The sequence below is a fragment of the Pigmentiphaga sp. YJ18 genome (assembly GCF_038066655.1).
Classification (GTDB): Bacteria; Pseudomonadota; Gammaproteobacteria; order Burkholderiales; family Burkholderiaceae_B; genus Pigmentiphaga.
Genome location: NZ_JBBUKU010000001.1, coordinates 2,601,175 through 2,624,508, shown reverse-complemented (window position 1 = coordinate 2,624,508; position 23,334 = coordinate 2,601,175). Strand labels below are relative to the sequence as shown.

The window sequence follows — 23,334 nt, the reverse complement described above, 5'->3', positions numbered from 1 at the left end:
TATGAATTCTCATTTGATTAAGCTGATCGACATCGCGTCGGAGATAGGAAAACTCTGTCAGGCCTGGTCCGAGGGCTTGATCGCATTCTGGACCACCTCGCGCGTCAGGCTGGGCGCCAGCAATTCGACGAAGGTGTAGACGTAGTCCCGCAGGAAGGTGCCGGACTTCACGCCTATGCGGCTGGTATGCATGCCGAACAGCCGCCCCACGGGAAGCCCCACCAGTCCGGTATCGCGCCTGGGGTCGTAGGCGACTCCGGCGATGATCCCTATCCCCAGCCCCAGTTCCACGTAGGTCTTGATGACGTCGGCGTCGATGGCCTCGAGCACGAAGTCCGGATGGACGTCCTGCGAACCGAAGGCCTGGTCGATCGCGCTGCGGCCGGCGAAAGCGCGGTCATAGGTGATGACGGGATACTGCGCGAGCTGCTCCAGCGTCAGTTTCTTGGCCTGGGACGACGTCAGCTGGGCCAGGGGGTGGTCAGGGGTGACCACCACCACGTGCTCCCAGGTATAGCAGGGCAGCGTGACCATGCCGGGCGTCAGCGCCAGCGCCTCGGTCGCGACCGCCAGGTCGGCCTGCTCGTTCAGCACCATGTCGGCCAACTGGCCCGGGCTGCCCTGGATCAGCGACAGGTGGACCTTGGGAAACAGCTTGCGGAAGGCGGGAATGACCTGCGGCAGGGCGTAGCGGGCCTGGGTGTGCGTGCAGGCGATGGTCAGGCCGCCCTCGTCTCGCCGGGCGTATTCATCGCTGACCTTCTTGAGGTTGTCGACCTCGCGCATGATGCGGTCGACGATCTGCGAAACGGCCAGGCCGGGCTTGGTCAGGCCCTTGATGCGCTTGCCGTGGCGCTCGAAGATCTTCACGCCGAGTTCGTCTTCCAGTTCGATGATGGCCTTGGACACCCCCGGCTGGGACGTGTAGAGCATTCTCGCGGCTTCGGTCAGGTTGAAGTCGCGGCGCACGGTTTCCCGGACGAATTTGAATTGCTGCAGGTTCATGGTGCGGTTCACTATGGATCTGCCATCCAACCCGGACGTAGGGTCGTGGCAACCCATAGATCATAATGTAATATACGACAAGCTATTTATTATATTTAGTAATTAGCATAGTCGGATTTCGCAGCATGGCGGCCGCACTGCCGCCATGCCGGGCCCTGCTCTAGGACCGTTTCGGCGCCCTCACCCTGAGACGGAAATACATCAGGAGCGCCGTCAGCGCGGCAACGGCGCCGTGCAGGCCCACCAGGGCGACGAAGAAATCCACCCTGCCGTTGTTCACCCAGGCCTTGGCCAGGTTGACCATGTTCAGGTAGAACAGGGCCACCAGCAGCGCGATCACGACGTCGCCCGAGCGGCCCAGCCGCGGGTTCACCGCGCCCAGCGGAATGGCCAGCAGCGCCAGGTTGATGGCCAGCAGCGGCATGCTGACGCGCCACAGCAATTCGCCGGCGGCGCCCTGCCCGCCCTCGCGCAGCAACTGCATGGTCGAGCGCGCCTTGGTGGACAGGTCGTCCGAGGAAGGCGGCCCCTTGCTTTCCATACGCACGCCGTATTTCTCGAAGCTCATCAGCCGGAACTGCGGGGTGCCCGGCACGAACTCGTAGCGATGGCCGGACTCCAGGACCATGAAGCGGTCGCCGTTGGGCTGGTCCTCAAGCATGCCCCCGCCCGACACCAGCACGTTCAGCCGGCCGTTCTCTATCCACCGCGCGAACACATTGTTGACCCGGTCCACGGCGTCGTTGGCGGACTCCACGTAGAACACGCGGTCGATTCCGCTGGACTCGAGGAACTGGCCCGGCGCGACCTTGGAGACGTCGGAACGCTGTTCGTAGCGCTGGCGGTACTCGGCGATCTGTTTCTGGGCCCAGGGCGAGGCCGCCAGGGTCAGCGTCGCGATCAGCACCGCCGACGGGATGGCGAAGCGGAGAATCGGCTTGAACCAATCGGCCAGGCTCAGGCCGCTGGAGAACCAGACCACCATCTCGGATTCGCGGTAATTGCGGGTGACCGTGGTCAACACGGCGATGAACACCGAGACCGCGATGATGGTGGGCAGGGCGTTGATGGACGAGAACGCGGCGATGCCCGTGACCACGTCGGCGCCGATGCGGCCGGCCGCCGCTTCGCCCAGCAGGCGCACCAGCAGCACGCTGATCCACACGACCACGAGCGTGGAAAATACGACGCTGGCATGGCTGGTCAGTTCGTCTTTGACGGAGCGCTGGAACAGGGACACGGTACTGGCCTGTGCGAGGGGCCCGCATCTGCGGGATAATTGACAATCTCGCGACTACATACAGGAAGAATCGCGCATGGACTTTAGCACACAGACCTCCGCCCCCGAGAAAATCAAGACCGCCGCGCTGGTGGTCGGCGTGCATGCCGACGGCGTGCTGACGCAGGCGGCCGATGCCGTCGATCGGGCGGCCAAGGGCGCGGTGCGCGCCGCCGTCAAGGCCGACTTCAAGGGCAAGACGGGCGAAACGCTGGTGCTGAGGTCCCTGCCCGGCGTGGCGGCCCAGCGGGTCGTGCTGGCCGGACTGGGCTCGCAGGAGGCCTTGTCGCCCAAGGCGCTGGCCGCCGCCCATCGCGCCGCGCTCGCCGCCGTCGCGGCGCTGGGCGTGACCGAGACCGTGTCGGCGCTGGCCGCCGTTCCCATGCAGTCGGCCGACGTCCGCACCCGCGCGCGGCTGGCCGCGATCGCGGCGGGCGACGTCACCTACCGCTTCGACGCCACCTTCGGCAAGCGCGACGCCGTCAGCCGCCCCAAGCTGGCGCGCCTGGTCCTCGCGGTCGAGCGGTCCGAGGCCAAGGAGGCCGAGGCCGGCCTGCGCGAAGGCAGCGCCATCGCCAACGGCATGTCGCTCGCGCGCGACCTGGGCAACCTGCCCGGCAACGTCTGCACCCCCACCTACCTGGGCGAGACCGCCAAGAAGCTGGGCAAGTCGCACAAGCTCAAGATCGAGGTGCTGGACCGCAAGCAGATCGAGGCGCTGAAGATGGGCTCCTTCCTGTCGGTGGCGCGCGGATCCTACGAACCGCCGAAGTTCATCGTGCTGCGCTACGAAGGCGCCAGGCAGAAACCCGCGGGGCGCGGCAAGGCGGGCGCCAACGGCCCGGTCGTGCTGGTCGGCAAGGGCATTACGTTCGATGCGGGCGGCATCTCGCTCAAGCCGGCCGCCGGCATGGATGAAATGAAATACGACATGTGCGGCGCTGCCAGCGTGTTCGGCACGCTGCGCACCGTGGCCGAGCTGGGCCTGCCGCTGGACGTGATCGGCGTCGTGCCCGCATGCGAGAACCTGCCCAGCGGCCGCGCCAACAAGCCGGGCGACGTGGTCACCACCATGTCCGGCCAGACGGTCGAGATCCTGAACACCGACGCCGAGGGCCGGCTGATCCTGTGCGACGCCCTGACCTACGTGGAACGCTTCAAGCCCTCCACCGTCATCGACATCGCCACGCTGACCGGCGCCTGCGTCACGGCGCTGGGCCACATCAACACCGGCCTCTTCACCCACGACGACGCGCTGGCCGACACCCTGACCAGCCTGTCGCGCCAGGCGCTGGACCCGGTGTGGCGCCTCCCGCTGGACGACGACTACCAGGAACAGCTCAAGTCCAACTTCGCCGACATGGCCAACATCGGCGGCCCGCCGGCCGGCGCCGTCACCGCCGCGTGCTTCCTGTCGCGCTACGCCAAGGGCTACCGCTGGGCGCACCTGGACATCGCCGGCACGGCCTGGCGCAGCGGCAAGGACAAGGGCGCCACCGGCCGCCCCGTTCCGCTGCTGACGCAATACCTGCTGTCCCTGGTCTGACGCCGTCCCGCCCATGACCGAAATCGACTTCGCCTTCAGCGCTCCGGACCGGCTGCGCACCGCCTGCCAGATCGCCACCCGCCGCCACCAGGCGGGCCACCGGCTGGTGGTGTACTGCCGCGACACGGGGCGCCTGAACGCCTTCGATCAGATGCTCTGGGCGCTGGACGACATCTCCTTCATCCCCCACGTCCGCGTCAACGATCCGCTGGCGGCCGACACCCCCGTCGTGCTGACCGCCTCGGACGCGCCCACGCCCCACCACGACTGGCTGCTGAACCTGGACGACACCTGGCCGCCCATCTACACCCGCTTCCAGCGCGTCATCGAGGTCGTCACCAACGATCCCGCCGACCGCGAGGCGGCGCGGGCGCGCTGGCGCTTCTACCAGGAATGCGGCCACAACATCGTGCGGCACGACGTGTCGCGCCACCAGATGCCCTGAGCCGATATGCAAGCCCCTTTCCCTCCGCGCGACGATGCGGGCATCCCGCTCCTGACCGAAGTCCTGGACCTGCCGCAGCCGGTCCGGAAGGCCGAAGCGGCGCCCCCGCAGCCTTCCCCCTCCTGGCCCGCCCCGGCGGCGCCGGCCACCCCCGCGCCAAGGCCGCATGACGAGGACGGCATCGAGACGCTGCGCGCCGCCATCCTGCAGGACCTGCTCGACCGGGTGGAGCCCTTGCTGAAGACGCGCATGCGGGCCTCGCTGGAAGTGGCGGCCGCCCGCGCCCTGGAAGACATCGCCTACAACCTGCGCGAGGAACTCGGCCGGCTGGTGGACGAGGCCGTCCAGAAAGAACTGATCCGGCGCGCGGCCGTCCAGAGCAAGCCCCTTCCCCCGCGCTGACGCCCCGGCGGGCAGCCGCCAGCCGCCGCAGAATCCACTAAAATCATGGGTTTGGCGCCTGCGGCGCACCGCCGCGCGCCCGACCGACGTATTTCCGGAACACCGATGACCTCAGCCTCTCCCCAATCTCAGACCGAGACCGACGAACTGCCCAAGAGCTTCGAGCCGGCCGCCATCGAGGCGCGCTGGTATCCGCTGTGGGAACAACGGGGGGACTTCAAGGCCGGGGTACACGTCCAGGGCCCCGACAACGGCCAGGCCTTCACCGTCCAACTGCCGCCGCCCAACGTGACGGGCACGCTGCACATGGGCCACGCCTTCAACCAGACCATCATGGATGGCCTGACGCGCTACCACCGCATGCGCGGGTTCGACACGCTGTGGGTGCCGGGCACCGACCACGCCGGCATCGCCACGCAGATCGTGGTCGAGCGCCAGCTCGACGCGCAGAAGATCAGCCGCCACGACCTGGGCCGCGACAAGTTCGTCGAGAAGGTCTGGGAGTGGAAGCAGCACTCCGGCGGCACCATCACCGGCCAGATGCGCCGGCTGGGCACCTCGCCCGACTGGACGCGCGAATACTTCACCATGAACGAGGACATGTCGCGCGGCGTGGCCGAGGTGTTCACGCGGCTGTACGAGCAGGGCCTGATCTATCGGGGCAAGCGGCTGGTCAACTGGGACCCCAAGCTGCTGACCGCCGTCAGCGACCTGGAAGTGGTCAGCGAGGAAGAAGACGGCCACCTGTGGCACATCCGCTACCCGGTGGACGGCAGCGATGCCGCCATCGTCGTGGCCACGACCCGTCCCGAAACCATGCTGGGCGACGTCGCCGTCATGGTGCATCCGGACGATGAACGCTACCAGGCCCTGATCGGCAAGCAGGTCCGCCTGCCGCTGACCGGCCGCCTGATTCCCGTCATCGCCGACGACTACGTCGACCGCGAATTCGGCACCGGCGCGGTCAAGGTCACACCCGCGCACGATTTCAATGACTATGCGGTGGGCCAGCGCCACGGCCTGCCCATGATTTCCGTCCTGACGCTGGATGGCCGCATCAACGACGAGGCGCCCGAGACCTACCGCGGGCTGGACCGTTTCGAGGCCCGCACCCGCATCGTCGCCGACCTCGACGCCCAGGGCCTGCTGGCCGAGGTCAAGAAGCACAAGCTGATGGTGCCGCGCGGCGACCGCACCAACGCCATCATCGAACCCATGCTGACCGACCAGTGGTTCGTCGCCATGAGCAAGCCGGCGCCCGAGGGCACCCACCATCCCGGCAAGTCGATCACCCAGGTGGCGCTGGACGTGGTGGCCGACGGCCGCGTCAAGTTCTACCCCGAGAACTGGACCACCACCTACAACCAGTGGCTCAACAACATCCAGGACTGGTGCATCTCGCGCCAACTCTGGTGGGGCCACCAGATTCCCGCCTGGTACGCCGACGACGGCCGCATCTTCGTGGCCAGGAGCGAACAGGAAGCGCGCGACAAGGCCGCGGCCGCCGGCTACACCGGCGCGCTTACCCGCGATCCGGACGTGCTGGACACCTGGTTCTCGTCGGCGCTGGTGCCGTTCACCACGCTGGGCTGGCCCGAACAGACGCCCGACCTGGCGCGCTACCTGCCCTCGTCCGTGCTGGTCACCGGCTTCGACATCATCTTCTTCTGGGTCGCCCGGATGGTCATGATGACCACCCATTTCACCGGCCAGGTCCCGTTCAGGCACGTCTACATGCATGGCCTGATCCGCGACGCCGAAGGCCAGAAGATGAGCAAATCCAAGGGCAATACCCTGGATCCGGTCGACCTGATCGACGGCATCGGCCTGGACGGCCTCCTGGCCAAGCGCACCACCGGCCTGATGAACCCCAAACAGGCCGAAAGCATCGCCAAGAAGACCCGCAAGGAATTTCCCGAGGGGATTCCGGCCTTCGGCGCCGACGCACTGCGCTTCACCATGGCCGCCTACGCCACGCTGGGCCGCAACATCAACTTCGACCTGAAGCGCTGCGAAGGCTACCGCAACTTCTGCAACAAGCTGTGGAACGCCACCCGCTTCGTGCTGATGAACGTCGAAGGCAAGGACTGCGGCGTGCAGGCCGGCGCCACGGTGGAACTGTCGGTATTCGACAAGTGGATCATCAGCCAGCTGCAGCGCACCGAAGCCGAGGTCGCCAAGGGCTTCGACGACTACCGCTTCGACAACATCTCCACCGCGCTGTATCGCTTCGTCTGGGACGAATACTGCGACTGGTACCTGGAACTGGCCAAGGTCCAGCTGCAGAACGGCAACGAGGCCGAACAGCGCGGCACCCGCCAGACCCTGATCCGCGTGCTGGAAACCGTGCTTCGGCTGGCCCACCCCGTCATCCCGTTCATCACGGAAGAACTCTGGCAGAAGGTCTCTGTGGCGGCCGGCAAGCGCCGTGCCGACGAATCCACCAGCGTGGGCGTGCAACCCTATCCCGCCGCGCAGGCCGGGAAAATCGACGAGGCCGCCGAAGCCGCGATGGCCGAGCTCAAGGCCCAGGTCGACGCCGTGCGCGCGCTGCGCGGCGAAATGAACGTGCCGCCCTCGCAGAAGGCGCCGCTGAACGCCACCGGCAACCGCGCCGCACTGGAACGCAATGCGCCCTACCTGGCCGCCCTGGCCCGGCTGACCGAGGTCAAGGTGGTCGACCAACTGCCCGACGTCGTCGGCGCCCCCGTGCAGGTAGTGGGCGACGCCCACCTGATGCTGCACATCGAGGTCGACGTGGCCGCCGAGAAGGTCCGGCTGGACAAGGAAATCGCCCGCCTGGAAGGCGAGATCGCCAAGGCCAACGGCAAGCTCGGCAATGCCAGCTTCGTCGATCGCGCTCCGCCCGCGGTGGTGGAGCAGGAACGCGCCCGGCTGGCCCAATTCAGCGACACGCTGGACAAGGTGCGGGAGCAGCGGGTGAAACTGGGGTAGACCGGTCTCAGCGCCGAGCATGAAAAAAGCGACCCACTGGGTCGTTTTTTTCATTGCGCTCGAAACAAAAAGCTCTGGGTTCAGCGGCGGACCAATCTGTCCGTCCGCATTTCCTCAAATTATCTTCCCGCATCGCCCTGTAGATACTGGAGCAGCCTCTTGCTTTTTTCGAATTAACGTATATACAATAAATGCGGATCACCTACGATGCAGCGAAACGTACCACGACCTTGATCGAACGTGGACTGGACATGCGGCATGCGGGAAAAATCTTCATCGGGTTCCATCTCACTCTACCCGACAAGCGCCGCGACTATCGCGAATGCCGGTACATCACGCTCGGCCTCCTGGACGAACGCCTCGTAGTCGCCGTCTGGACACTGCGCGGCAACAGCCGACGCATCATCAGTTTCAGGAAAGCCAATGAACGGGAACAGAAAAGATACTGGGAGCAAGTGGGTCGACCCCGATGATGCCCCTGAACTTCCGGACGAATGGTTCGAACGGGCGGAACTGCGCGATGGCAACAAGGTGCTCAGGCGGGGGCGCCCGAAATCGGCCGCTGCCACAGTGGCCATCAGCCTGAGGCTTCCCCCTGACGTGCTGGATCAATGGAAACGCACGGGTCCAGGGTGGCAGACTCGCATGGTGGCGTCGCTGCGCCAGCATGCGCCGAAAGCCCAGAGAATATGATGTCCTTGGCCCCTGCGCCCTCCTCTGCCGCCAGGGGTCCCAGGCAGGCTCAGCGAGCCGTCGTCTCCCTGGCCACGCGTATCGGCTTGACCACCGCGCCAAAGCGATCATGGATGAACGCCGCCACTTTCTCGCCCCATAGCCGGTGCCCGGCCGTGGTCGGATGCATGGAGTCCGCGAACAGATAATGCTGGTCGGCATCCGGCTCCACCAGCGTGGCGGGGGTACACAGCAACGCGTCCACCTCACCCTGCGACGCATCGTAGTTGGTGCAGGCGGGCTTGTCGGTCACGGTCAGGCCCACCGCGGCGGGATCGTCGACGGCAGCGTCGATCAGGCCGGCCAGGTCGAACACCTGCACGCCCGTTCCCGACAGCTCCCCGGCCACGAGTTCGTTGTAGCCTTCGGACACGTCGGTAGCCATGTCCTCCAACTCGGTATTGCGGATAAAAGGCAGCATGCCCAGGTCGGGAAGGTTGACGTATACGATCCGCTTGGCGCCGGCCGCGGCCAGCCGCTTGAGCTGAGTCACCATGGCGGCCGCCTTGGCCCGTACCAGTGCCTCCAGTTGGTCGTCGGCATCGGAAGCGGGTTCGGGCTCGGTTTCCCCCAGAGCCTGGAAGGCATCGAGGAAATCGTTGCCCCCGCCCTGCACCAGCACCAGTTCCGTCCCGTCGAAACCTTTGTGCTCGGCCAGGTAGCGGTCGATCTGGGTCTTGATGGAAATGGCGGTCTCGCCCTGGAGCCCGCCATCGGCCGGGATGCCGTCCGGGGCCGGCGCCGTCTCGGCGTCGGTCTCGATATGGGCGCCGCCCTGCGCATAGCCGTTGCCGCCCAGGTCCACGATGCGGCCGCCCTGCCCGAGCGGGCCGAAATCGACCTGCTGATTGGGCTTGACCGGCAGGCCCAGCGCGTCGGCCACCACCTCCACCCAGACCTCCCCGGGCTTGGTCGTGAAACGCTGTCCCGTCGCGCTGCGCGTGGCCGGGTCGGGATAAGCCGCTCCGGGATTGTAGGTGCCGACATCGCTCAGGCTGTCGCCGAAGGACACGATGGCGCTGATCGGCCCGGTCACGACCGGACGCGCGGCGCGGTCGCGTACGGCCAGCGCCGCCAAGCCGCCCACGACGAGCAGCGCCAGGACCAGAAGCCAACGCAAGGACGGTAGCCGCATGGGGATCACCTTGGGGGAACGGTTGCGCCAGCGGACGCCGGCTGCGGTATGACTCGCCGCCGGGCGGCAGGTTCAGTGCCGCCCGGCGGGCAAAACCTCGCGCGATCTGTCAGCGACGTTTCATGTAGTGGACGAATACTTCGCCGTCGTCTTCCTGCGCCAGCAGCTCGTTGCCGGTCTGTTTGGAAAAGGCCTGGAAATCGCGCACCGACCCCTTGTCGGTGGCCACGACCTTCAGCACCTGACCGCTCTCGAGCGTCGCCAGCGCCTTCTTGGCGCGCAGGATGGGCAAGGGACATTTGAGTCCCTTGGCATCCACCTCGAGGTCGAACGCCACCGGTTCGGTATTCATCACGCCTTCTCCCGCCACGCCGCTCACAGGCGGCCCTCGACCCAGCCCTGCACGCTGGCGAGCGCCTGCGGCAGACCCGAGGGATCCGTGCCGCCGGCCATCGCCATGTCCGGCCGGCCGCCGCCCTTTCCGCCCACCTGCTGGGCCACGAAATTGACCAGATCGCCCGCCTTGACCTTGCCCGACACGTCGGCCGTGGCACCGGCCACCAGGCTGACCTTGCCGCCGTCGACGGCGGCAAGCACGATGGCGGCGGACTTCAGCTTGTTCTTGAGCTGGTCCACGGTCTCGCGCAGCGACTTGGGATCGACACCGTCCAGCTTGGCGGCCAGCACCTTCACGCCCTTGACCTCGACCGCCGAGGCCGCCAGGTCATTGCCGGCGCTGCTGGCCAGCTTGCTCTTGAGCTGGGCGATTTCCTTTTCCAGGCTCTTCAACTGGTCCTGCACCTGGCCGATGCGCGCCGGCAGGTCGCCCGGCTGCACCTTCAGGGCGCCCGCGGCCGAGGCCAGCGTGGCGTTCAGGTTCTGCAGATAGGACAGGCTGTTGTCGCCGGTAATGGCCTCGACCCGGCGCACGCCGGCGGCCACGCCGCCTTCGCTCACGATCTTGAACAGGCCGATGTCGCCCGTGCGGCCCACGTGCGTGCCGCCGCACAGTTCGCGCGAGAAGCCGATGTCCAGCACGCGCACTTCGTCGCCGTATTTTTCGCCGAACAGCGCCATCGCACCGCCCTTGACGGCATCGTCGTAGGCCATCAACTGCGCCTGCACCGGCGTATTGCCCAGCACCTCGCGGTTGACGATGGCTTCCACCTGAGCGATCTGGTCCGCGTTCATGGGCGCGTCGTGCGCGAAATCGAAGCGGGTCTTGTCCGGATCGACCAGCGAGCCCTTCTGCTGCACGTGCTCGCCCAGCACCTGGCGCAGCGCCTTGTGCATCAGATGGGTGGCCGAGTGGTTGCGCATCGTGCGCGCGCGGCGGACTTCATCCACCTGGGCATCGACCGTGTCACCCACCGCCAGCGAACCCGACACCAGCTTGCCATGATGGCCGAACACGTCGGACTGGATCTTCTGGGTGTCTTCCACGTCGAAACGCACCGCGCCCTGCACCAGCACGCCGGCATCGCCCACCTGCCCGCCCGACTCGGCGTAGAACGGCGTGCGGTCCAGCACCACCACCGCGGCCTGGCCGGCCTCGATGCGCGGCACCGAGGCGCCATCCACATACAGGGCCGTGACCTTGCCTTGCGCGGCCAGGTGCGTGTAGCCCTCGAACACCGTCTTGGCGCCGTCGTACGACAGGCCGGCGGCCATCTTGAACTTGCCGGCGGCGCGGGCCTGCTCGCGCTGGCGGGTCATCGCGGCCTCGAAACCGGCCATGTCCACGTCCACGTTGCGCTCGCGGCAGATATCGGCCGTCAGGTCCACGGGGAAGCCGTAGGTGTCGTACAGGTTGAACAGCGTCTCGCCGTCCAGCGCGGCGCCCGGCTTCAGCGCGGCCAGCGCGCCGTCCAGGATCTTCATGCCGTGTTCCAGCGTTTCCCCGAAACGCTCTTCCTCCTGGCGCAGCACCTGCTCCACCCGTGCCTCGGCCTTGGCCAGCTCGGGATAAGCCTCGCCCATCTCGGCCACCAGATCCTTGACGATGCGGTGGAAGAACGGCTTGGTCTGGCCCAGCTTGTAGCCATGGCGCAGCGCGCGGCGGATGATACGGCGCAGCACGTAGCCGCGGCCTTCGTTGCCCGGGATCACGCCGTCCACGATCAGGAACGAGCAGGCGCGGATATGGTCGGCGATCACCTTCAGCGAATTGTTCGCCAGGTCGGCACAGCCGGTTTCGCGCGCCGCGGCCTTGATCAGGTTCTGGAACAGGTCGATTTCATAGTTCGAATGCACGTGCTGCAGCACCGCGGCGATCCGCTCCAGGCCCATGCCCGTGTCCACGCAGGGCTTGGGCAGCGGGTTCATGGTGCCCGACGCGTCGCGGTCGAACTGCATGAACACCAGGTTCCAGATCTCGATGTAGCGGTCGCCGTCTTCCTCGGGCGATCCCGGGGGGCCGCCCCAGATCCCGGGGCCGTGGTCGTAGAAGATTTCCGAGCACGGACCGCAGGGGCCCGTGTCCGCCATCTGCCAGAAATTATCGGAGGCGTAGCGCGCACCCTTGTTGTCGCCGATGCGGACGATGCGCTCGACCGGCACGCCGATCTCGTTCTGCCAGATGCCGTAGGCCTCGTCGTCTTCCTGGTAGACCGTGACCCACAGCTTTTCCTTGGGCAGCTTGTAGACCGTGGTCAGCAGCTCCCAGGCGTAGTGGATGGCGTCGCGCTTGAAATAGTCGCCGAAGCTGAAATTGCCCAGCATCTCGAAAAACGTATGGTGCCGGGCCGTGTAGCCCACGTTTTCCAGATCATTGTGCTTGCCGCCGGCGCGCACGCTGCGCTGCGACGAGGTCGCGCGCTTGTAGGGGCGCACTTCGTTGCCCAGGAACACGTCCTTGAACTGGACCATGCCCGAATTGGTGAAGAGCAGGGTCGGGTCATTGGCCGGCACCAACGACGAGGACGGCACCACGGTGTGGCCCTTGGACTCGAAGAACTGAAGGAATTTCTGACGGATCTCGGCGGATTTCATCGCTGCACGCAGGTAGGGGGATGAATCGCCAACTGCACCCGTTTGCATCCCCGGATAACTATCGAATCGTCAATTATAGAGGGACGGCGGCGCGAGGGTGCGCCTCCGGGCAGGAGCCAGGAAAACGGGGGCGGACCGCGGAACCGGCGGACACCGGGGGGACGGCTACCGGCCGACCATGGCCTTCTTGATCTTTTGGTCGGTCTTGTACTGGCTGAGCGCGTAGACCGACCAGATCGCGGCCGGGATCCAGCCGATCAGCGTCAATTGCAGGATCAGGCAGAAGATGCCGGCGAAGGGGCGGCCGATGGTGAAGAACTGGAGCCAGGGCAGGAGAAGCGCGAGAAGCAGACGCATGGTGACAGACAGGAAACAGTAACGCGGACATTCTATCGCTACGGCAAGCACGTACGTGGAGCCCCGCATCTTGCGCCGGGCCAGGGACCCGTTAGACCGGATATCCCCCGGCTAGGGGTTCATCCGCCGCCTCGGGAATTCCAGGCGGCATCGCATCAAGGCTTGCCATGAAACATCCCGCACGACCCATCGGGCCAGGGGCCCTCCCCGGCCTCATTTGCGCGCTTCCCCTGACTGTCATGCTGGCCGCCTGCGGCGGCGGAGGCGACGGCGGAGGATCCTCCCCCCCTGCCCCGCCTGCACCGCCTCCCGGCCAGGAAACCAGCAGGCCGATCACCGACATGCCCACGTCCAGCCATACGGGCGACAAGCTGGCCGCGTTCACGCGACTGAACGAAGCCCGCCTGGCGGCGGGGGTCAGCGCCGTGAAACAGAATGCTCAGTTGGATGCGGCCGCGCAGGCGCATGCGACGTATCAGGTCAGGAATTATGTGGTGGGGCATGGAGAGGATCCGAATAAACCGTGGTTCACGGGGACGAACCATGCAGCAAGAGCTACCGCTCAGGGATACTCGGGAAGGACGCTCGCAGAGGTCATCACTTATGCCACTCCAGGAATCGAAGCGATTGAATCTCTCTTGCATTCGGTTTACCACCTGCACGGATTGCTGGAACCACGCGCCAATCAAGTGGGTTTGGGAGTGGACTCGACGACAACACCTGCGCTTCTTAACAGCACCAGCATCACGTTAGGTACAACGACCGCAAACCTCCTTCCCGCTCGATCAATTTGGCACTGGCCGACTGACCTGCAAATGGGCGTCAACCCTCGCTTCCTTCCTTCGAGCGAATTGCCGAACCCTGCCCCTGATCTACCCGTTAGCGGCACACCGATCATGTTCTGCTCATCGGAAGGCAACTACGCCCCTCTCGAAGTCTTGCGAGCCGCAGTGAAAGAAGAGAAGAGCGCAACTCCAATCAAGATCCGACTCCTTCGGCACCCTTCCGTAAGCGTCGACAAAGCCGTCGATGCCCAGATTGTCAACGACGACAATTTGACAGCTACACATCGCAGTTGCATATTTCTTCTGCCCATCGCCGAACTCGAACCAGGCAAACCCTACAGGGTGGAAATCGAAGCAACCCAGGCGGGAAACAGCACTGGAAAAACCTGGACATTCACAACGAGGAATGTCCACTAACTTGGAAGAGGGGGCTCCCTCTTCCAAGCTCTAACCTGGCATCTCGTAGTAGCAAGAGGAGTGAAAGCTCCCATTCTGGAGAAAATATCCGGAGTAGCCGTTGCCAGCAGGCTGCTGATGGCGGTTCTGGTTAGAAAACTTGCCATATCCGCTGCTGTAATGGTCCCACGTGTATGTGGCCCAAGCACTGGCGCCGCCCATGTACCAGGGAAGACACGATGCCCCGGCAACGGTGATGGCTGAACTGCTGATCTCCATCACGAGATTCACGCCCATGGAGCCAGGAGTGACCGTACACCTGGTATCCAGTGGTGTTAGAACGCACACCCGAGACCACTGATTGGTCCACTGCCCATGCGACTGGACTTCCGCGCCGCTTCCCTTCACCACAACACGCAGGACGGCGGGCAGCTCGTTCCAACCACTTCGACCATCCCACAACTCGCGGAAGTACAGTTCTGCGCCAGCCATGCGGTCAAGCAACTCTTGAATGGTTGCTGGGGCCCTTGGTTCTGGATCCGTCTCATTTGGGGGCGACGGCACCACACTCTCCGGCATCACCCTCTTCGCCAGTCCCGTTATATGCGTGGAATCCACCCACGGCGTCCGCATCTGCGGCGCCGCGGGTTGCGCGCCGGCGTTCAGTGCAACCAGGACGCAGCCCGCGCCCAAGACCATGACTCGCTTCATGCTCTCTCCTCAATATTTGCAATAAACCTGTGCGATGGCCCTGGCCGGGCCGCCAAGAATCGTTCCGTCGTGGTCCAGCAACTGCACCTGCCACCCGGCCCCGGCATCCACGGCCTTGCGAGTGAACGACGAAGCCTTGGAGGACTCGATCTGCGGCAGCAGGTAGATAAGCGGTGTTCCGGCGGCGGTGCCGAGCCGGCCGCAGGCGGGTTTCAGGACGCTGTCGCCGGACGCGACGATCTGGCTGCCGGTCATGACGTAGCTGGACAGGAGATCGTCGGCGCGCATCCAGACGCCAAGGCGGCAGACGAGTCCGGTGCCCGAGCCGGAGTCGGTGGCGAAGGCGCCGTTGGGGTTGCAGGCGCCGCCCGTCGAGGCCAGTGCCGCGAGTTCGCGCCAGGTCCCGTCGGCGCACACCAGCAGCCCGCCCGCGGACGTGCGGGCGAACTCCGCGTTGGCCCCTGCCTGGGAGGAAATCCGGGCCGTGCATGCGGTGTTGGCCGCGGCGACTTCCCTGACGCCCAGCCGGTCGACGGAGACGCCCGCATGTCCGACCAGGTCGCGGCCCACCACGGAAAGCGCGAGGCCGGCCCCCGTTGCGACGATCATCTGGCCCGCTGCCACACGCAAGGTGGGTTGCGCGTCGGCGGCATCGAAGATCGACCCCCGGTCGGTGGACAGCCCGGCGGCGGCGTGGATGCGCTGGCTGGCGACGATGCCCGAGGCGGGGTCGATGCGGACGACGCTGCCGTTGTCGGCCCGGAACAGGCCTGTCCTGGCCTGCAGCACGCCGGCGCACTGCACTGTCAAGACGCCGGTATTCGTTGCCGTCAGGCAATCGCCGGCCGGACCGCGCAGCGCCAGGGAGTCGTGCAGCCGTACCACGCCTTTCACGTCCAGCCCGCCTTGCAGGTCGGGGTTGCGGCTGTCGCGCATGCGCACGAACTGCTGGAACATGGTGGTGTCCAGGCTGGCCACGACGCCCACGACGCCTGCCGTCGCGCCCAGCGGATTGGGAACGGCATAGGTCGCGCCACGCATCACGGCAGGCTGGTCCGGGTAAGCCGCGGCGCCGTACCCGCCGCTGGCCATGACGACCTGGGCCAGGACGCCGGGATCCGGCTCCGGCGTTCCGGGCGGGCGCAGCGGCGTGGAGGTGTGGATCAGGGCATCCACCCTGCACCCGTTTCCCGGACAGGCGGCGCTGCGTTCGATGCGGATGGCGACGGACTGGTTGAACGGCGTGCGCTCGGGAAACCCGCCTTGAAGCAAGCCGGCACTCCGCAGCTCATCCAGGGTGGGCGCGAGCGCAGACACCACGCCGGCGACGGATCCACCCTCGGCCAACGTGTCGTAGTGCCGCACCAGATAACCGTCCATGGCGCCCTTGATGGCTAGCAGATACGTGCCCGTGGCCTGTGCGGCCGCGTCGTCCACCTCCCGGATCAGGCGGCCGCCCGCCAGGACGACGAGAACCATCGCGATACTGGCGACGATGGCCAGTTCGATCAGGGTCCATCCACGCTGGCGTGCCGCGATGCCAGCCGGCGGGTGGGCCCGGACGGGCATATGTGCCATGGCGTGTCCTAGCGGGCCGTAAAGGAAAATGAGTTCGTGTCGCCGCTGGTGCAGGCGGCATCCGCGCCCACGGCGTTGTAGGTTCCCGCCGCACCGCCCGTGCCCGGCTGCTTGACCGTGACGCTATTGATGACGATGCGCTCGGACACCCGCTGCATGACGGCCGCCAGCCCGGGGCAGGCCGCTTCGTTGACCTTGTCCAGCGTCAGCCCGAAGGCGTCTCCGGACGAGGTGATGGTATCGGCGGCGAGCACGATCCGGCCGTCCGTCGCCCCCAGGCCGTGGCGGACCGTGGCCGTGGAGCCCGTTCCCGCGACGGTGATGACGCTGCTGCTGCGCAGTGAATTGGCGAGTTGGGCGATGCCCATGCCCGTATAGGGCGTATTGCCCAACCCCTGGCTGGAGACCTTGGCTCGCGCGATGAAGCGGTGCAGTTCCTGCCCCACCGCCGGGACCTTGTTCTCGATGATGTAGCCGTTGATGGCAGGGATGCCGATGATGGCCGCGATCAGGACGATGGCGGCGACGATGGCGACCTCGACCAGGGTGAAGCCCTGCTGGCGGGCGGGACGAGCGTGGAGAAAGTGAGACATGCGTAATACCTCATCGGCTGGAGTAGTAGTTGGTCAAAGCGGAACGCATTTCGTTGACGACGCCGACATGCCAGAAGACCAGCGACAATGCGACGCCGACGGCAGCCAGCAGCAGCACCCAGCGGGCCGCCATCGCCCTCCTGGCCACCTGCCGCAGCGAGCGCTCTTCCAGGCGCACGCGCGTCTGCTGCAAGGCGCTGTCCATGCCGCGCGCCGCGATCAGGTCGGCCAGGAACCACAGGGTTTCGGGCTCGACGATGCCGGTGTCGAACGTGGCGCTGCCCACGCGGCCATCGTCGATGTTGGCGATCATCTTTTCCAGGTGCCAGCGCCGCCATGGATTGGCGCCCTCCACCTGCAACTCCAGCGCCTCGCGTAGCGCCGTGCTGACGTTGCCCCGGCGCTTGACCATGGTCGCCAGCGACGCCAGGAAGCGTATGCCCTGCAGGTCCCGATAAAGGCGCCAGATGAAATGCCGGTCCAGCACCCGGCGAACGCGGCCGGTGAGATTGGGCAGGGACCAGCCCACGAAATAGACGACCAGGCCCAATGCCAACGCCGATACGAACAGGTTGCCGTGGATGAACTCGGCAAAGGCATAGAGCCGCCGGGTCAGGCTGCCCAGGAATTCATCGGGAACGGCGCCGAACGCACGCTTCAGGCGCGGCACCGTGAACAGCGGCACGGCGACGACCATCCCGAACGAGACGAGCACGGCGGCAAGCGCTGCCGACAGGGTGGCGGACAGCGTGCGCCGGGCTTCATCCGCCAGCCGCGTCACCGCCGCCACATCGCGCAAGGTCTGTTCGAGCGCGCCAGCCCCTCCCCGCTGGGCCATCCGGAGCAGGCCCAGGTCGTCGTCCGGCAGCGTCGAGCGCAGGGTCTCGTGCAGATCTCCGCCAACGTTCTGGTAGCGCGTTGCCCAATAGGCCGACAGCACGCCCCGCGCATGGCCCGCGTAGCGCCGGGCATCGTCCAGGAAGATGTCGCGCAGCGTCTTGCGGCCGCTGCTGGCCTCCATGACATCGGCCAGATAGTCGTAGTAGTCGGCGCGCCCGGGCCTGAACCGCGCCGCGCACCAGGCGACGCGCGCGCGTTCGCGATGCGTGGTCATGCGTAGCGGCGTCCGATGGGCGCCGGGACGCGGCCGGATGCCAGCCTGCGCGGCCGCCGGCGTCCAGGCGCCACCCGCGAGGTCCGGCTGCTGCGCAGTTCAACCGTCTCGAAACTGACGAACCGGGGCTCGATGTCGCGCGGATCGACCAAGCCTTGCGATGACTTGTAGACCGCGCACTCCATGGCCGTCTTGCCCGTCATGTCGGCATGGTCGAACGCACTGCGGCGCTGAAAGCGGAAGTAATCGCGCAGCGCCAGCGTATCCGCATCGCGCACCAGCCGCAGGAAGCCGTCGTCGACGGAAGGGTCGATCATCTCGGCGGCGACGGTGCGACCTGCATAGCCGTACAGTTCCACCAGGTTGCTCTGCCGGCAAGCGGGGCAACCATCGGGGTTGCGCACCCTCAGCGCCGGGATGTCCAGCGCATACAGGGCATGCAGCCGATCGGCGTAGCGTCGCCAGTGGGCGTTTCCCGGGTCGGAGCCCGCGGCCGCGCCATCGCGCTCGAACAACGCGGTCAGCGGCAAGGCACAGTGCCGGCACAGCACCGGCAGCAGAGTCTGGTAGACGAGAAGCTTCAGGATCCCGGGCGTCGCCAGCAGCCTGCGGGAGACGCCGATGAAATCCGAGGCCAGGCGGTCCGGGATCAGCGCGGCGCCGCCCGCGTGCGTCGTGGTGTACAGGTTGCTGCCTGAACTGGCGAGGTCCATGAAGGCCCTGCCCGTGGAGCGGTCGCGTATCTCGCCGATGAGCAGGTCGTTCATGGCGGACCGCTTGATGGTCTTGAGCTTGGCGTCGAATTCGTTGGACACCATGCCGTCGAGCGATCTGCTGACGCTGTTCTGAAGCGCGTTGGGGATGAGATATTCGACCGGGTCTTCGAGCGTGATGACCTTGCGGGTAGGCGGGATGCGGGACATCATCGAAGCGATGGTGGTCGATTTGCCGGACCCGACTACCCCCGCGAGCACGATCGCCCCGCCCTCGGCGACCAGCGCGCGCTCCAGGACCCGGATCTGCGAAGGCAGATACCCGAGCCGGGCGAAATCCGGCGGCTGCTGGCGCATGTCCATCCTTAGCAGCCGCATGGTGACCGAGGCGCCCGCGTCGGTGGCCAGCGATGCCCAGCGCAGCATGAAGGACACGCCTTCGACATCGTGCAGGATGCTGCCCTGCTGTTCGATCATGGGATCGAAGACGGCGCCGTTTCCGCCCTGTATGTCCATGTAGGCGACGGCCAGCACCTCTCGCAGCGTGCTGGTCTGCATGCCTCGGAATCGTTCCGGCATCACGTAGCGGCCGCCCAGGGTGTAGCGGATCTCGGATTCGGGGTGGGCCGCCCGCAGGTTGACGTGGATGTCGCTGGCGCCATGGCGCGCGCCCCAGGCGACGATGTCATGGAACGCCGACGCCATGGCGCTCTTGACCGGATCGAGCAGCACCCGGCGACGCGAACGTAAAGTGTCCCCCGTGATCTGTCCGCGTACGATGGACAGCAGCAGCGTCGCCGGTACCACGACGCGCGCGGGTCTGGCCAGGGTCCGGCCCCGCGCCCGGACCATGCGCTCGAACTCCTCGATCTGCTCGCTGCGCGCATAGTCGTCGACGGTGAACAAGGCTACCCGGCCATCCTCCAGCTCGACGGGGCAGAGCTTGTCCAGCAGGCTGCCGACGTCGAATCCGGAACGAAGCACACGCTTGAAGGCGGGCGTCATCCGGGCGAGCTGATCGCGGCCGTCCATACGCGCGACCAACGCAGCAAACGCCTCGCCTTCCGCCCCATCCACTTCGTCCCCTGCTTCCTGGCGGGACGCCGCGGCCGCGCCCGACGCGCTCAGACGGTTGCCTGCCAGCGACGTCACGACCGACCGTCCCCAGATGAGCGGGCTCATGGTCGTCCTCCCAAGGGAGGCACGAACATCGGCGGCATCGCTGGCATGGGGGCGGCACGGGGCGGCTCCGCCGCCATCCTGCTCCCCGGCGCGGACGGCAGGATGCAGGCCGACCGTACCGCGGTCCCCTTGCGCAGGTAGACGCAGCCATCGTCGATGCGCTGCAGCCGATACTCCCGGGCCGCATCGGTGGCACCGCGAGGCAGCTCGTCGCCCTGGCGATAGAGCCGGGGTTCGCCATTGACCTGCACGATCGCGTGCAAGGCGCCCTTCAGCCCGTACAGGGACGTCAGCACCACGCGGTCGCCACGGCGGGCCTGGGCGGGGGCGGCCTTGGTAACGGGTGCCTGCCGGGCACGTTCCGCGGCCAGGGCGCGCGCCGTATCGATGCGCAGCATCTCGCGCACCTTGTCCAGCTCGCCTTCTGCGGCGTTCACCGGGACACAGAACAGGGACAGGACGGCCGCCATGGCCATGGCGAACCGCCCGTTTCGCTCAGTCGCGCGCATAGAGGACTCCAGACATGCCGGCCATGAGCCGGCTCCGGTTCAAGGAAAGTTCGGCCGCGGCATCGACGTTGAGCGATACCGCGCGCCATTCGATCTGGTTCGCCAGCAGCCCCGGTATCAGGAACATCGACCGCAGCGGTCCTTCCAGGGCCAGCGGCCGCTCGGAGATGGCCGGCATCGACGGTGGCGCAGCCAGGGCGACGCCGTACTCGTCGCGTGGAGGCTCCAGCCGCACGGGCACCGTTTCCCCCAGCGTCGCGCCCGACATCAACGGCAGGACCTGTTGCAGCGCGGTGATGGTCTTGTCATCGTGCTCGGACCGGCTCCGGAGCCGCGATGGCTCCAGCGCTTGCCCGCCGCCGGCGACGGCGAACCGGGCCACCACGGTATCCAAGGGCTGCCATGTCTCGCTCCAGCCCGAAGGGCGCGCCGCGAGAAAGCTGGCATTGGTAGCCAACCGATGGACCCGGTCATATCGAGCCCGGCAGGCCCACCCCGGCTCCGTACCGCGCGTGCACTGCGCGGAAGACAGCCCCCACCCGCCAAGCTCGGCGGGCAGTTCGGCCAACGCGTCCAGCACGGCCAGCCCGTCGTTCTCGGCATGCAGGCGTATCCGTTGGCGCAAGGTTTCGTACACCTGGGCCCAGGCCGCCTCGGGATCGATGCTGACCGGCGCGGGCGCCCTGGCGCCATCCAGATGGCGATACCAGTCCCAGCCGCTGCGCAGCAGGAATGCCGCGGCGCATCCCAGTGCCGCGACGACCAGCGGCCGGGGAATCGTCGGCATGCTCCAGCCGCAGGGTTGGAGCCGGTACGCGGTCGCCACGTCGCCCAGCAAGGCCGGCAAGGCGGCCTCCCCAGAGTGGCCGGCAGCGGCGTCCAGGATGACGAGTTCGTCGCCGTGATGCGCCGTCAGGCCGTCCAGGGCGACCTGGGCATCGGCGGCGCTGTCGTAGACCCGGTCGGAGTGCGTGAGAACCTTGCCGCCCTGGGCGGCCACCACCCAGATACCGCCCATCGGGCAGTTCCGCCCGCAAGGCGACGACTCCCTGCCGGTGGTCCGACGCGAAAGCCAGCGCCCCGCTATGAAGCAGTTCCGCCAGGCCGCGGTCAGCCCGGTTCAGCCGGATCACGCCAACGGCCTCCGAACCCGGCGCATGGGCATGGTGCGACGCTTTCACCTCCCTGGCCTTTTGCCGCGCCCGCTGGTCCAGCCTGCTGCCCAGGATGGTGTGCCAGCGCATGCCCAGGACCAGCACGCGTTCGTCGCCGTCGAATCGAAGCAGGACGTAGTCGTTCATGGCGAGTCAGAAGCCTTCCTCGACCTGCGCCGTGATCAGCACGACCGTATTGCGGCGCTCGCGCGCGGTTTTGCCCGAGCCGCCCAGCAGCATGGGTGCCCCGTCGTCCAGCCGGCGCTTGTCGTACTGGTCCTGCGACCGCTCGAACCCCGATACCAGTACGGGCTGCCCGGGCCGCAGCTCGACCTGTTGCACGGTGCCCATGCCATCCACGGTTTTCTGCTGCAACTGCACCTGGTTGCCGCTGGCGCCGAAGGTCAGGGTTTTGAGCGGCTGGGCGACCGTGTTGTCGTAGGCGATGGTGAGCAGGATCTGGCCGTCGTCCTGCGCATCGGGGATCACGGTCAGGAAAGACCCGACGGTTTCCTCCTTTTGCGTGACCGACGGCGCGGTGGATGTTCCCGCCGACGACGCCACGGTGGTGACCTGCACCTGGTCGATGTAGGTGAACGTGGTGCGCACCGCATGCGTGACCGGCCGCCGGTTCAGGGTCTGCAAGGGCACCGTGGTATGGCGGGTGATGGTGGCGATTTCGCTCAGGGCCTTCAGCACCACCGCCGAACCGTCCCAGCGGCCACCGGTGATGGACAGGCCCAGGCCCGACCCCGCTACGTCCGACACCAGCGATGCCGGCGAGCCCGCTTGCGCGGCATCCCGCGTGCGGCGATAGATCAGGTTCCAGTCTATGCCCTGCTCGGTCTGGTTCCTGGCCACCAGTTCGATCTCCTCGAACATCAGGCGCACGCGCCGGGTCAGGGCCTTGTTCTCGCGCTCCAGGAATGCCGCGACGCGGTCCAGCGCCTCGGGCGTGTCGGTGACGACGATGAGCCCGGAGGCATCCCCGTTGGCCACCAGGGTGCCGGCGCGGGTAAGAAAGGGCTCGAGCTTGGCCTTGACCGCGCCCAATGCGTCGCTGCCACCGGACTCGATGCGCGTGGACGAGGTGCTTTCGAAAGCGCCGGCGCTGCCGCCCGCCGCGCGCCCCAGGCTGGCCGCCGCGGAGGCCTTCAGCGTGAGCGCACGGACATTGAAGACGCGGGTATCCGTGCGGAAGAAGACGATGGCGCCGGCCTCGTACTTCCAATGGACGCCCAACCTGCTGGCTGCCAGATCCAGCAGGCGGGGCAACGGATGCAGGCCAGTGGGCAGGCTGACCTGCGCGACGGCCGGCGGCCCCGCTACCGCCGCCTGAGCCAGGGTCAGGCGTGGGAGGAATGCGTCCTGGGGCAGCAAGGCCTCCGGCCGGACGCGTACCTGTATGCCGGTGGCGAGCGCGATCTGCTCGCCCAGCGTGGACAGATCGACCCGGCCCCCTGGGAACATCAAGGCGGTCTCGACCGAGGCCCGGAGCGCCTCGGGCAGCGTAACCTCGCGCGACAGCGGCTGGGGCCGGCCCGCCAGCCACGGACGGCCGACCTCCTGCGCCCGCATTCGCTCGCGCTCGCCCGCCACGGCCTGCTGGAACGGAATGCGGGCGGCAGCGATGTTGTCGGAGGCACGCGCCGCATCGGCGTCGATGTGGCGCATGGCGTCGAGCTGTCCGCAGCCCGGCGTGAGGAGAGCAATCAGCAAGAGCGGACAAGTGTTGCGAAACCTGGCCATGGT

General features: G+C 66.9%; 21 protein-coding genes. 7 read left to right on the top strand and 14 right to left on the bottom strand.

The features are described from left to right. Positions 1 to 57: 57 nt before the first annotated feature. Positions 58 to 1,005, bottom strand: coding sequence for a CysB family HTH-type transcriptional regulator (locus WKR98_RS12585; RefSeq protein WP_124688413.1), 948 nt, complete (start codon positions 1,003 to 1,005; stop codon positions 58 to 60). 160 nt (positions 1,006 to 1,165) lie between these two features. Next, positions 1,166 to 2,245, bottom strand: coding sequence for an LPS export ABC transporter permease LptF (gene lptF / locus WKR98_RS12580; RefSeq protein WP_124688412.1), 1,080 nt, complete (start codon positions 2,243 to 2,245; stop codon positions 1,166 to 1,168). A gap of 76 nt (positions 2,246 to 2,321) precedes the next feature. On the opposite strand from lptF, the gene WKR98_RS12575 reads away from it, so the two are divergent. From WKR98_RS12575 to WKR98_RS12550, 6 genes are all read left to right on the top strand, one after another. Beyond that, on the top strand, positions 2,322 to 3,830 hold the full coding sequence (locus tag WKR98_RS12575) for a leucyl aminopeptidase (RefSeq protein WP_124688411.1): 1,509 nt from the start codon (positions 2,322 to 2,324) through the stop codon (positions 3,828 to 3,830). Between the two features lie 13 nt (positions 3,831 to 3,843). After that, entirely contained in the window at positions 3,844 to 4,275 is a 432-nt protein-coding gene (locus tag WKR98_RS12570; RefSeq protein ID WP_124688410.1) for a DNA polymerase III subunit chi, read from the top strand. Positions 4,276 to 4,281: 6 nt separating this feature from the next. After that, positions 4,282 to 4,677: a hypothetical protein gene (locus WKR98_RS12565; protein ID WP_341433383.1), complete on the top strand. Its 396-nt coding sequence runs from the start codon at positions 4,282 to 4,284 to the stop codon at positions 4,675 to 4,677. A gap of 105 nt (positions 4,678 to 4,782) precedes the next feature. Beyond that, the gene (locus WKR98_RS12560; RefSeq protein WP_341433381.1) at positions 4,783 to 7,632 is read left to right on the top strand and encodes a valine--tRNA ligase; all 2,850 of its coding nucleotides are present in this window, start codon (positions 4,783 to 4,785) and stop codon (positions 7,630 to 7,632) included. Between the two features lie 191 nt (positions 7,633 to 7,823). Next, positions 7,824 to 8,105 (top strand): BrnT family toxin, encoded by a 282-nt coding sequence (locus tag WKR98_RS12555; RefSeq protein ID WP_341433380.1) that lies wholly within the window; start codon positions 7,824 to 7,826, stop codon positions 8,103 to 8,105. After that, a complete protein-coding gene (locus tag WKR98_RS12550) occupies positions 8,056 to 8,325 on the top strand; it encodes a BrnA antitoxin family protein (protein WP_124688406.1) in 270 nt (89 codons plus the stop codon). The genes WKR98_RS12555 and WKR98_RS12550 overlap by 50 nt, the downstream gene beginning before the upstream one ends. 49 nt (positions 8,326 to 8,374) lie before the next feature. Here the strand turns inward: WKR98_RS12550 and WKR98_RS12545 are convergent, their stop codons facing one another. The 4 genes from WKR98_RS12545 to WKR98_RS12530 all read right to left on the bottom strand — a co-directional run bounded on the left by WKR98_RS12545 (position 8,375) and on the right by WKR98_RS12530 (position 12,847). Further along, positions 8,375 to 9,499 carry an SGNH/GDSL hydrolase family protein gene (locus WKR98_RS12545; protein WP_124688405.1) on the bottom strand — a complete coding sequence of 375 codons (1,125 nt, stop codon included), beginning with the start codon at positions 9,497 to 9,499 and terminating at the stop codon, positions 8,375 to 8,377. A gap of 109 nt (positions 9,500 to 9,608) precedes the next feature. Beyond that, positions 9,609 to 9,851, bottom strand: coding sequence for a sulfurtransferase TusA family protein (locus tag WKR98_RS12540; protein ID WP_370282847.1), 243 nt, complete (start codon positions 9,849 to 9,851; stop codon positions 9,609 to 9,611). Positions 9,852 to 9,874: 23 nt separating this feature from the next. Further along, positions 9,875 to 12,490: an alanine--tRNA ligase gene (gene alaS, locus WKR98_RS12535; protein ID WP_124688404.1), complete on the bottom strand. Its 2,616-nt coding sequence runs from the start codon at positions 12,488 to 12,490 to the stop codon at positions 9,875 to 9,877. 165 nt (positions 12,491 to 12,655) lie between these two features. Continuing rightward, on the bottom strand, positions 12,656 to 12,847 hold the full coding sequence (locus tag WKR98_RS12530) for a YqaE/Pmp3 family membrane protein (RefSeq protein ID WP_124688403.1): 192 nt from the start codon (positions 12,845 to 12,847) through the stop codon (positions 12,656 to 12,658). Between the two features lie 341 nt (positions 12,848 to 13,188). Between WKR98_RS12530 and WKR98_RS12525 the strand changes: the two genes are divergently transcribed. Beyond that, positions 13,189 to 14,049 carry a CAP domain-containing protein gene (locus tag WKR98_RS12525; RefSeq protein ID WP_341433375.1) on the top strand — a complete coding sequence of 287 codons (861 nt, stop codon included), beginning with the start codon at positions 13,189 to 13,191 and terminating at the stop codon, positions 14,047 to 14,049. 30 nt (positions 14,050 to 14,079) lie between these two features. Here the strand turns inward: WKR98_RS12525 and WKR98_RS12520 are convergent, their stop codons facing one another. From WKR98_RS12520 to WKR98_RS12485, 8 genes are all read right to left on the bottom strand, one after another. Beyond that, positions 14,080 to 14,739 carry a hypothetical protein gene (locus tag WKR98_RS12520; RefSeq protein ID WP_341433373.1) on the bottom strand — a complete coding sequence of 220 codons (660 nt, stop codon included), beginning with the start codon at positions 14,737 to 14,739 and terminating at the stop codon, positions 14,080 to 14,082. Between the two features lie 9 nt (positions 14,740 to 14,748). Further along, positions 14,749 to 16,317 (bottom strand): type II secretion system protein, encoded by a 1,569-nt coding sequence (locus tag WKR98_RS12515; RefSeq protein ID WP_341433371.1) that lies wholly within the window; start codon positions 16,315 to 16,317, stop codon positions 14,749 to 14,751. An 8-nt stretch (positions 16,318 to 16,325) separates the two neighbouring features. After that, positions 16,326 to 16,910 carry a prepilin-type N-terminal cleavage/methylation domain-containing protein gene (locus WKR98_RS12510; RefSeq protein WP_341433369.1) on the bottom strand — a complete coding sequence of 195 codons (585 nt, stop codon included), beginning with the start codon at positions 16,908 to 16,910 and terminating at the stop codon, positions 16,326 to 16,328. A 10-nt stretch (positions 16,911 to 16,920) separates the two neighbouring features. Then, a complete protein-coding gene (locus WKR98_RS12505) occupies positions 16,921 to 18,024 on the bottom strand; it encodes a hypothetical protein (RefSeq protein WP_341433368.1) in 1,104 nt (367 codons plus the stop codon). After that, positions 18,021 to 19,919: a GspE/PulE family protein gene (locus tag WKR98_RS12500; RefSeq protein ID WP_341433366.1), complete on the bottom strand. Its 1,899-nt coding sequence runs from the start codon at positions 19,917 to 19,919 to the stop codon at positions 18,021 to 18,023. Before WKR98_RS12500 ends, WKR98_RS12505 begins: the two co-directional genes overlap by 4 nt. After that, positions 19,916 to 20,428 (bottom strand): hypothetical protein, encoded by a 513-nt coding sequence (locus tag WKR98_RS12495; RefSeq protein WP_341433364.1) that lies wholly within the window; start codon positions 20,426 to 20,428, stop codon positions 19,916 to 19,918. The genes WKR98_RS12500 and WKR98_RS12495 overlap by 4 nt, the downstream gene beginning before the upstream one ends. After that, positions 20,415 to 21,446, bottom strand: coding sequence for a hypothetical protein (locus WKR98_RS12490; RefSeq protein WP_341433362.1), 1,032 nt, complete (start codon positions 21,444 to 21,446; stop codon positions 20,415 to 20,417). Before WKR98_RS12490 ends, WKR98_RS12495 begins: the two co-directional genes overlap by 14 nt. Positions 21,447 to 21,735: 289 nt before the next feature. Continuing rightward, positions 21,736 to 23,331: a hypothetical protein gene (locus WKR98_RS12485; RefSeq protein ID WP_341433361.1), complete on the bottom strand. Its 1,596-nt coding sequence runs from the start codon at positions 23,329 to 23,331 to the stop codon at positions 21,736 to 21,738. Positions 23,332 to 23,334: the final 3 nt, after the last annotated feature.

Excerpts from the sequence above, each read along its gene's own strand:
- WKR98_RS12585 (WP_124688413.1), bottom strand. The coding sequence starts at position 1,005 with ATGAACCTGCAGCAATTCAAATTCGTCCGGGAAACCGTGCGCCGCGAC.
- WKR98_RS12575 (WP_124688411.1), top strand. The coding sequence starts at position 2,322 with ATGGACTTTAGCACACAGACCTCCGCCCCCGAGAAAATCAAGACCGCC.
- WKR98_RS12570 (WP_124688410.1), top strand. The coding sequence starts at position 3,844 with ATGACCGAAATCGACTTCGCCTTCAGCGCTCCGGACCGGCTGCGCACC.
- WKR98_RS12565 (WP_341433383.1), top strand. The coding sequence starts at position 4,282 with ATGCAAGCCCCTTTCCCTCCGCGCGACGATGCGGGCATCCCGCTCCTG.
- WKR98_RS12560 (WP_341433381.1), top strand. The coding sequence starts at position 4,783 with ATGACCTCAGCCTCTCCCCAATCTCAGACCGAGACCGACGAACTGCCC.
- WKR98_RS12555 (WP_341433380.1), top strand. The coding sequence starts at position 7,824 with ATGCGGATCACCTACGATGCAGCGAAACGTACCACGACCTTGATCGAA.
- WKR98_RS12550 (WP_124688406.1), top strand. The coding sequence starts at position 8,056 with ATGAACGGGAACAGAAAAGATACTGGGAGCAAGTGGGTCGACCCCGAT.
- WKR98_RS12545 (WP_124688405.1), bottom strand. The coding sequence starts at position 9,499 with ATGCGGCTACCGTCCTTGCGTTGGCTTCTGGTCCTGGCGCTGCTCGTC.
- WKR98_RS12540 (WP_370282847.1), bottom strand. The coding sequence starts at position 9,851 with ATGAATACCGAACCGGTGGCGTTCGACCTCGAGGTGGATGCCAAGGGA.
- alaS (WP_124688404.1), bottom strand. The coding sequence starts at position 12,490 with ATGAAATCCGCCGAGATCCGTCAGAAATTCCTTCAGTTCTTCGAGTCC.
- WKR98_RS12530 (WP_124688403.1), bottom strand. The coding sequence starts at position 12,847 with ATGCGTCTGCTTCTCGCGCTTCTCCTGCCCTGGCTCCAGTTCTTCACC.
- WKR98_RS12525 (WP_341433375.1), top strand. The coding sequence starts at position 13,189 with ATGCCCACGTCCAGCCATACGGGCGACAAGCTGGCCGCGTTCACGCGA.
- WKR98_RS12520 (WP_341433373.1), bottom strand. The coding sequence starts at position 14,739 with ATGAAGCGAGTCATGGTCTTGGGCGCGGGCTGCGTCCTGGTTGCACTG.
- WKR98_RS12515 (WP_341433371.1), bottom strand. The coding sequence starts at position 16,317 with ATGGCACATATGCCCGTCCGGGCCCACCCGCCGGCTGGCATCGCGGCA.
- WKR98_RS12510 (WP_341433369.1), bottom strand. The coding sequence starts at position 16,910 with ATGTCTCACTTTCTCCACGCTCGTCCCGCCCGCCAGCAGGGCTTCACC.
- WKR98_RS12505 (WP_341433368.1), bottom strand. The coding sequence starts at position 18,024 with ATGACCACGCATCGCGAACGCGCGCGCGTCGCCTGGTGCGCGGCGCGG.
- WKR98_RS12500 (WP_341433366.1), bottom strand. The coding sequence starts at position 19,919 with ATGAGCCCGCTCATCTGGGGACGGTCGGTCGTGACGTCGCTGGCAGGC.
- WKR98_RS12495 (WP_341433364.1), bottom strand. The coding sequence starts at position 20,428 with ATGCGCGCGACTGAGCGAAACGGGCGGTTCGCCATGGCCATGGCGGCC.
- WKR98_RS12490 (WP_341433362.1), bottom strand. The coding sequence starts at position 21,446 with ATGGGCGGTATCTGGGTGGTGGCCGCCCAGGGCGGCAAGGTTCTCACG.
- WKR98_RS12485 (WP_341433361.1), bottom strand. The coding sequence starts at position 23,331 with ATGGCCAGGTTTCGCAACACTTGTCCGCTCTTGCTGATTGCTCTCCTC.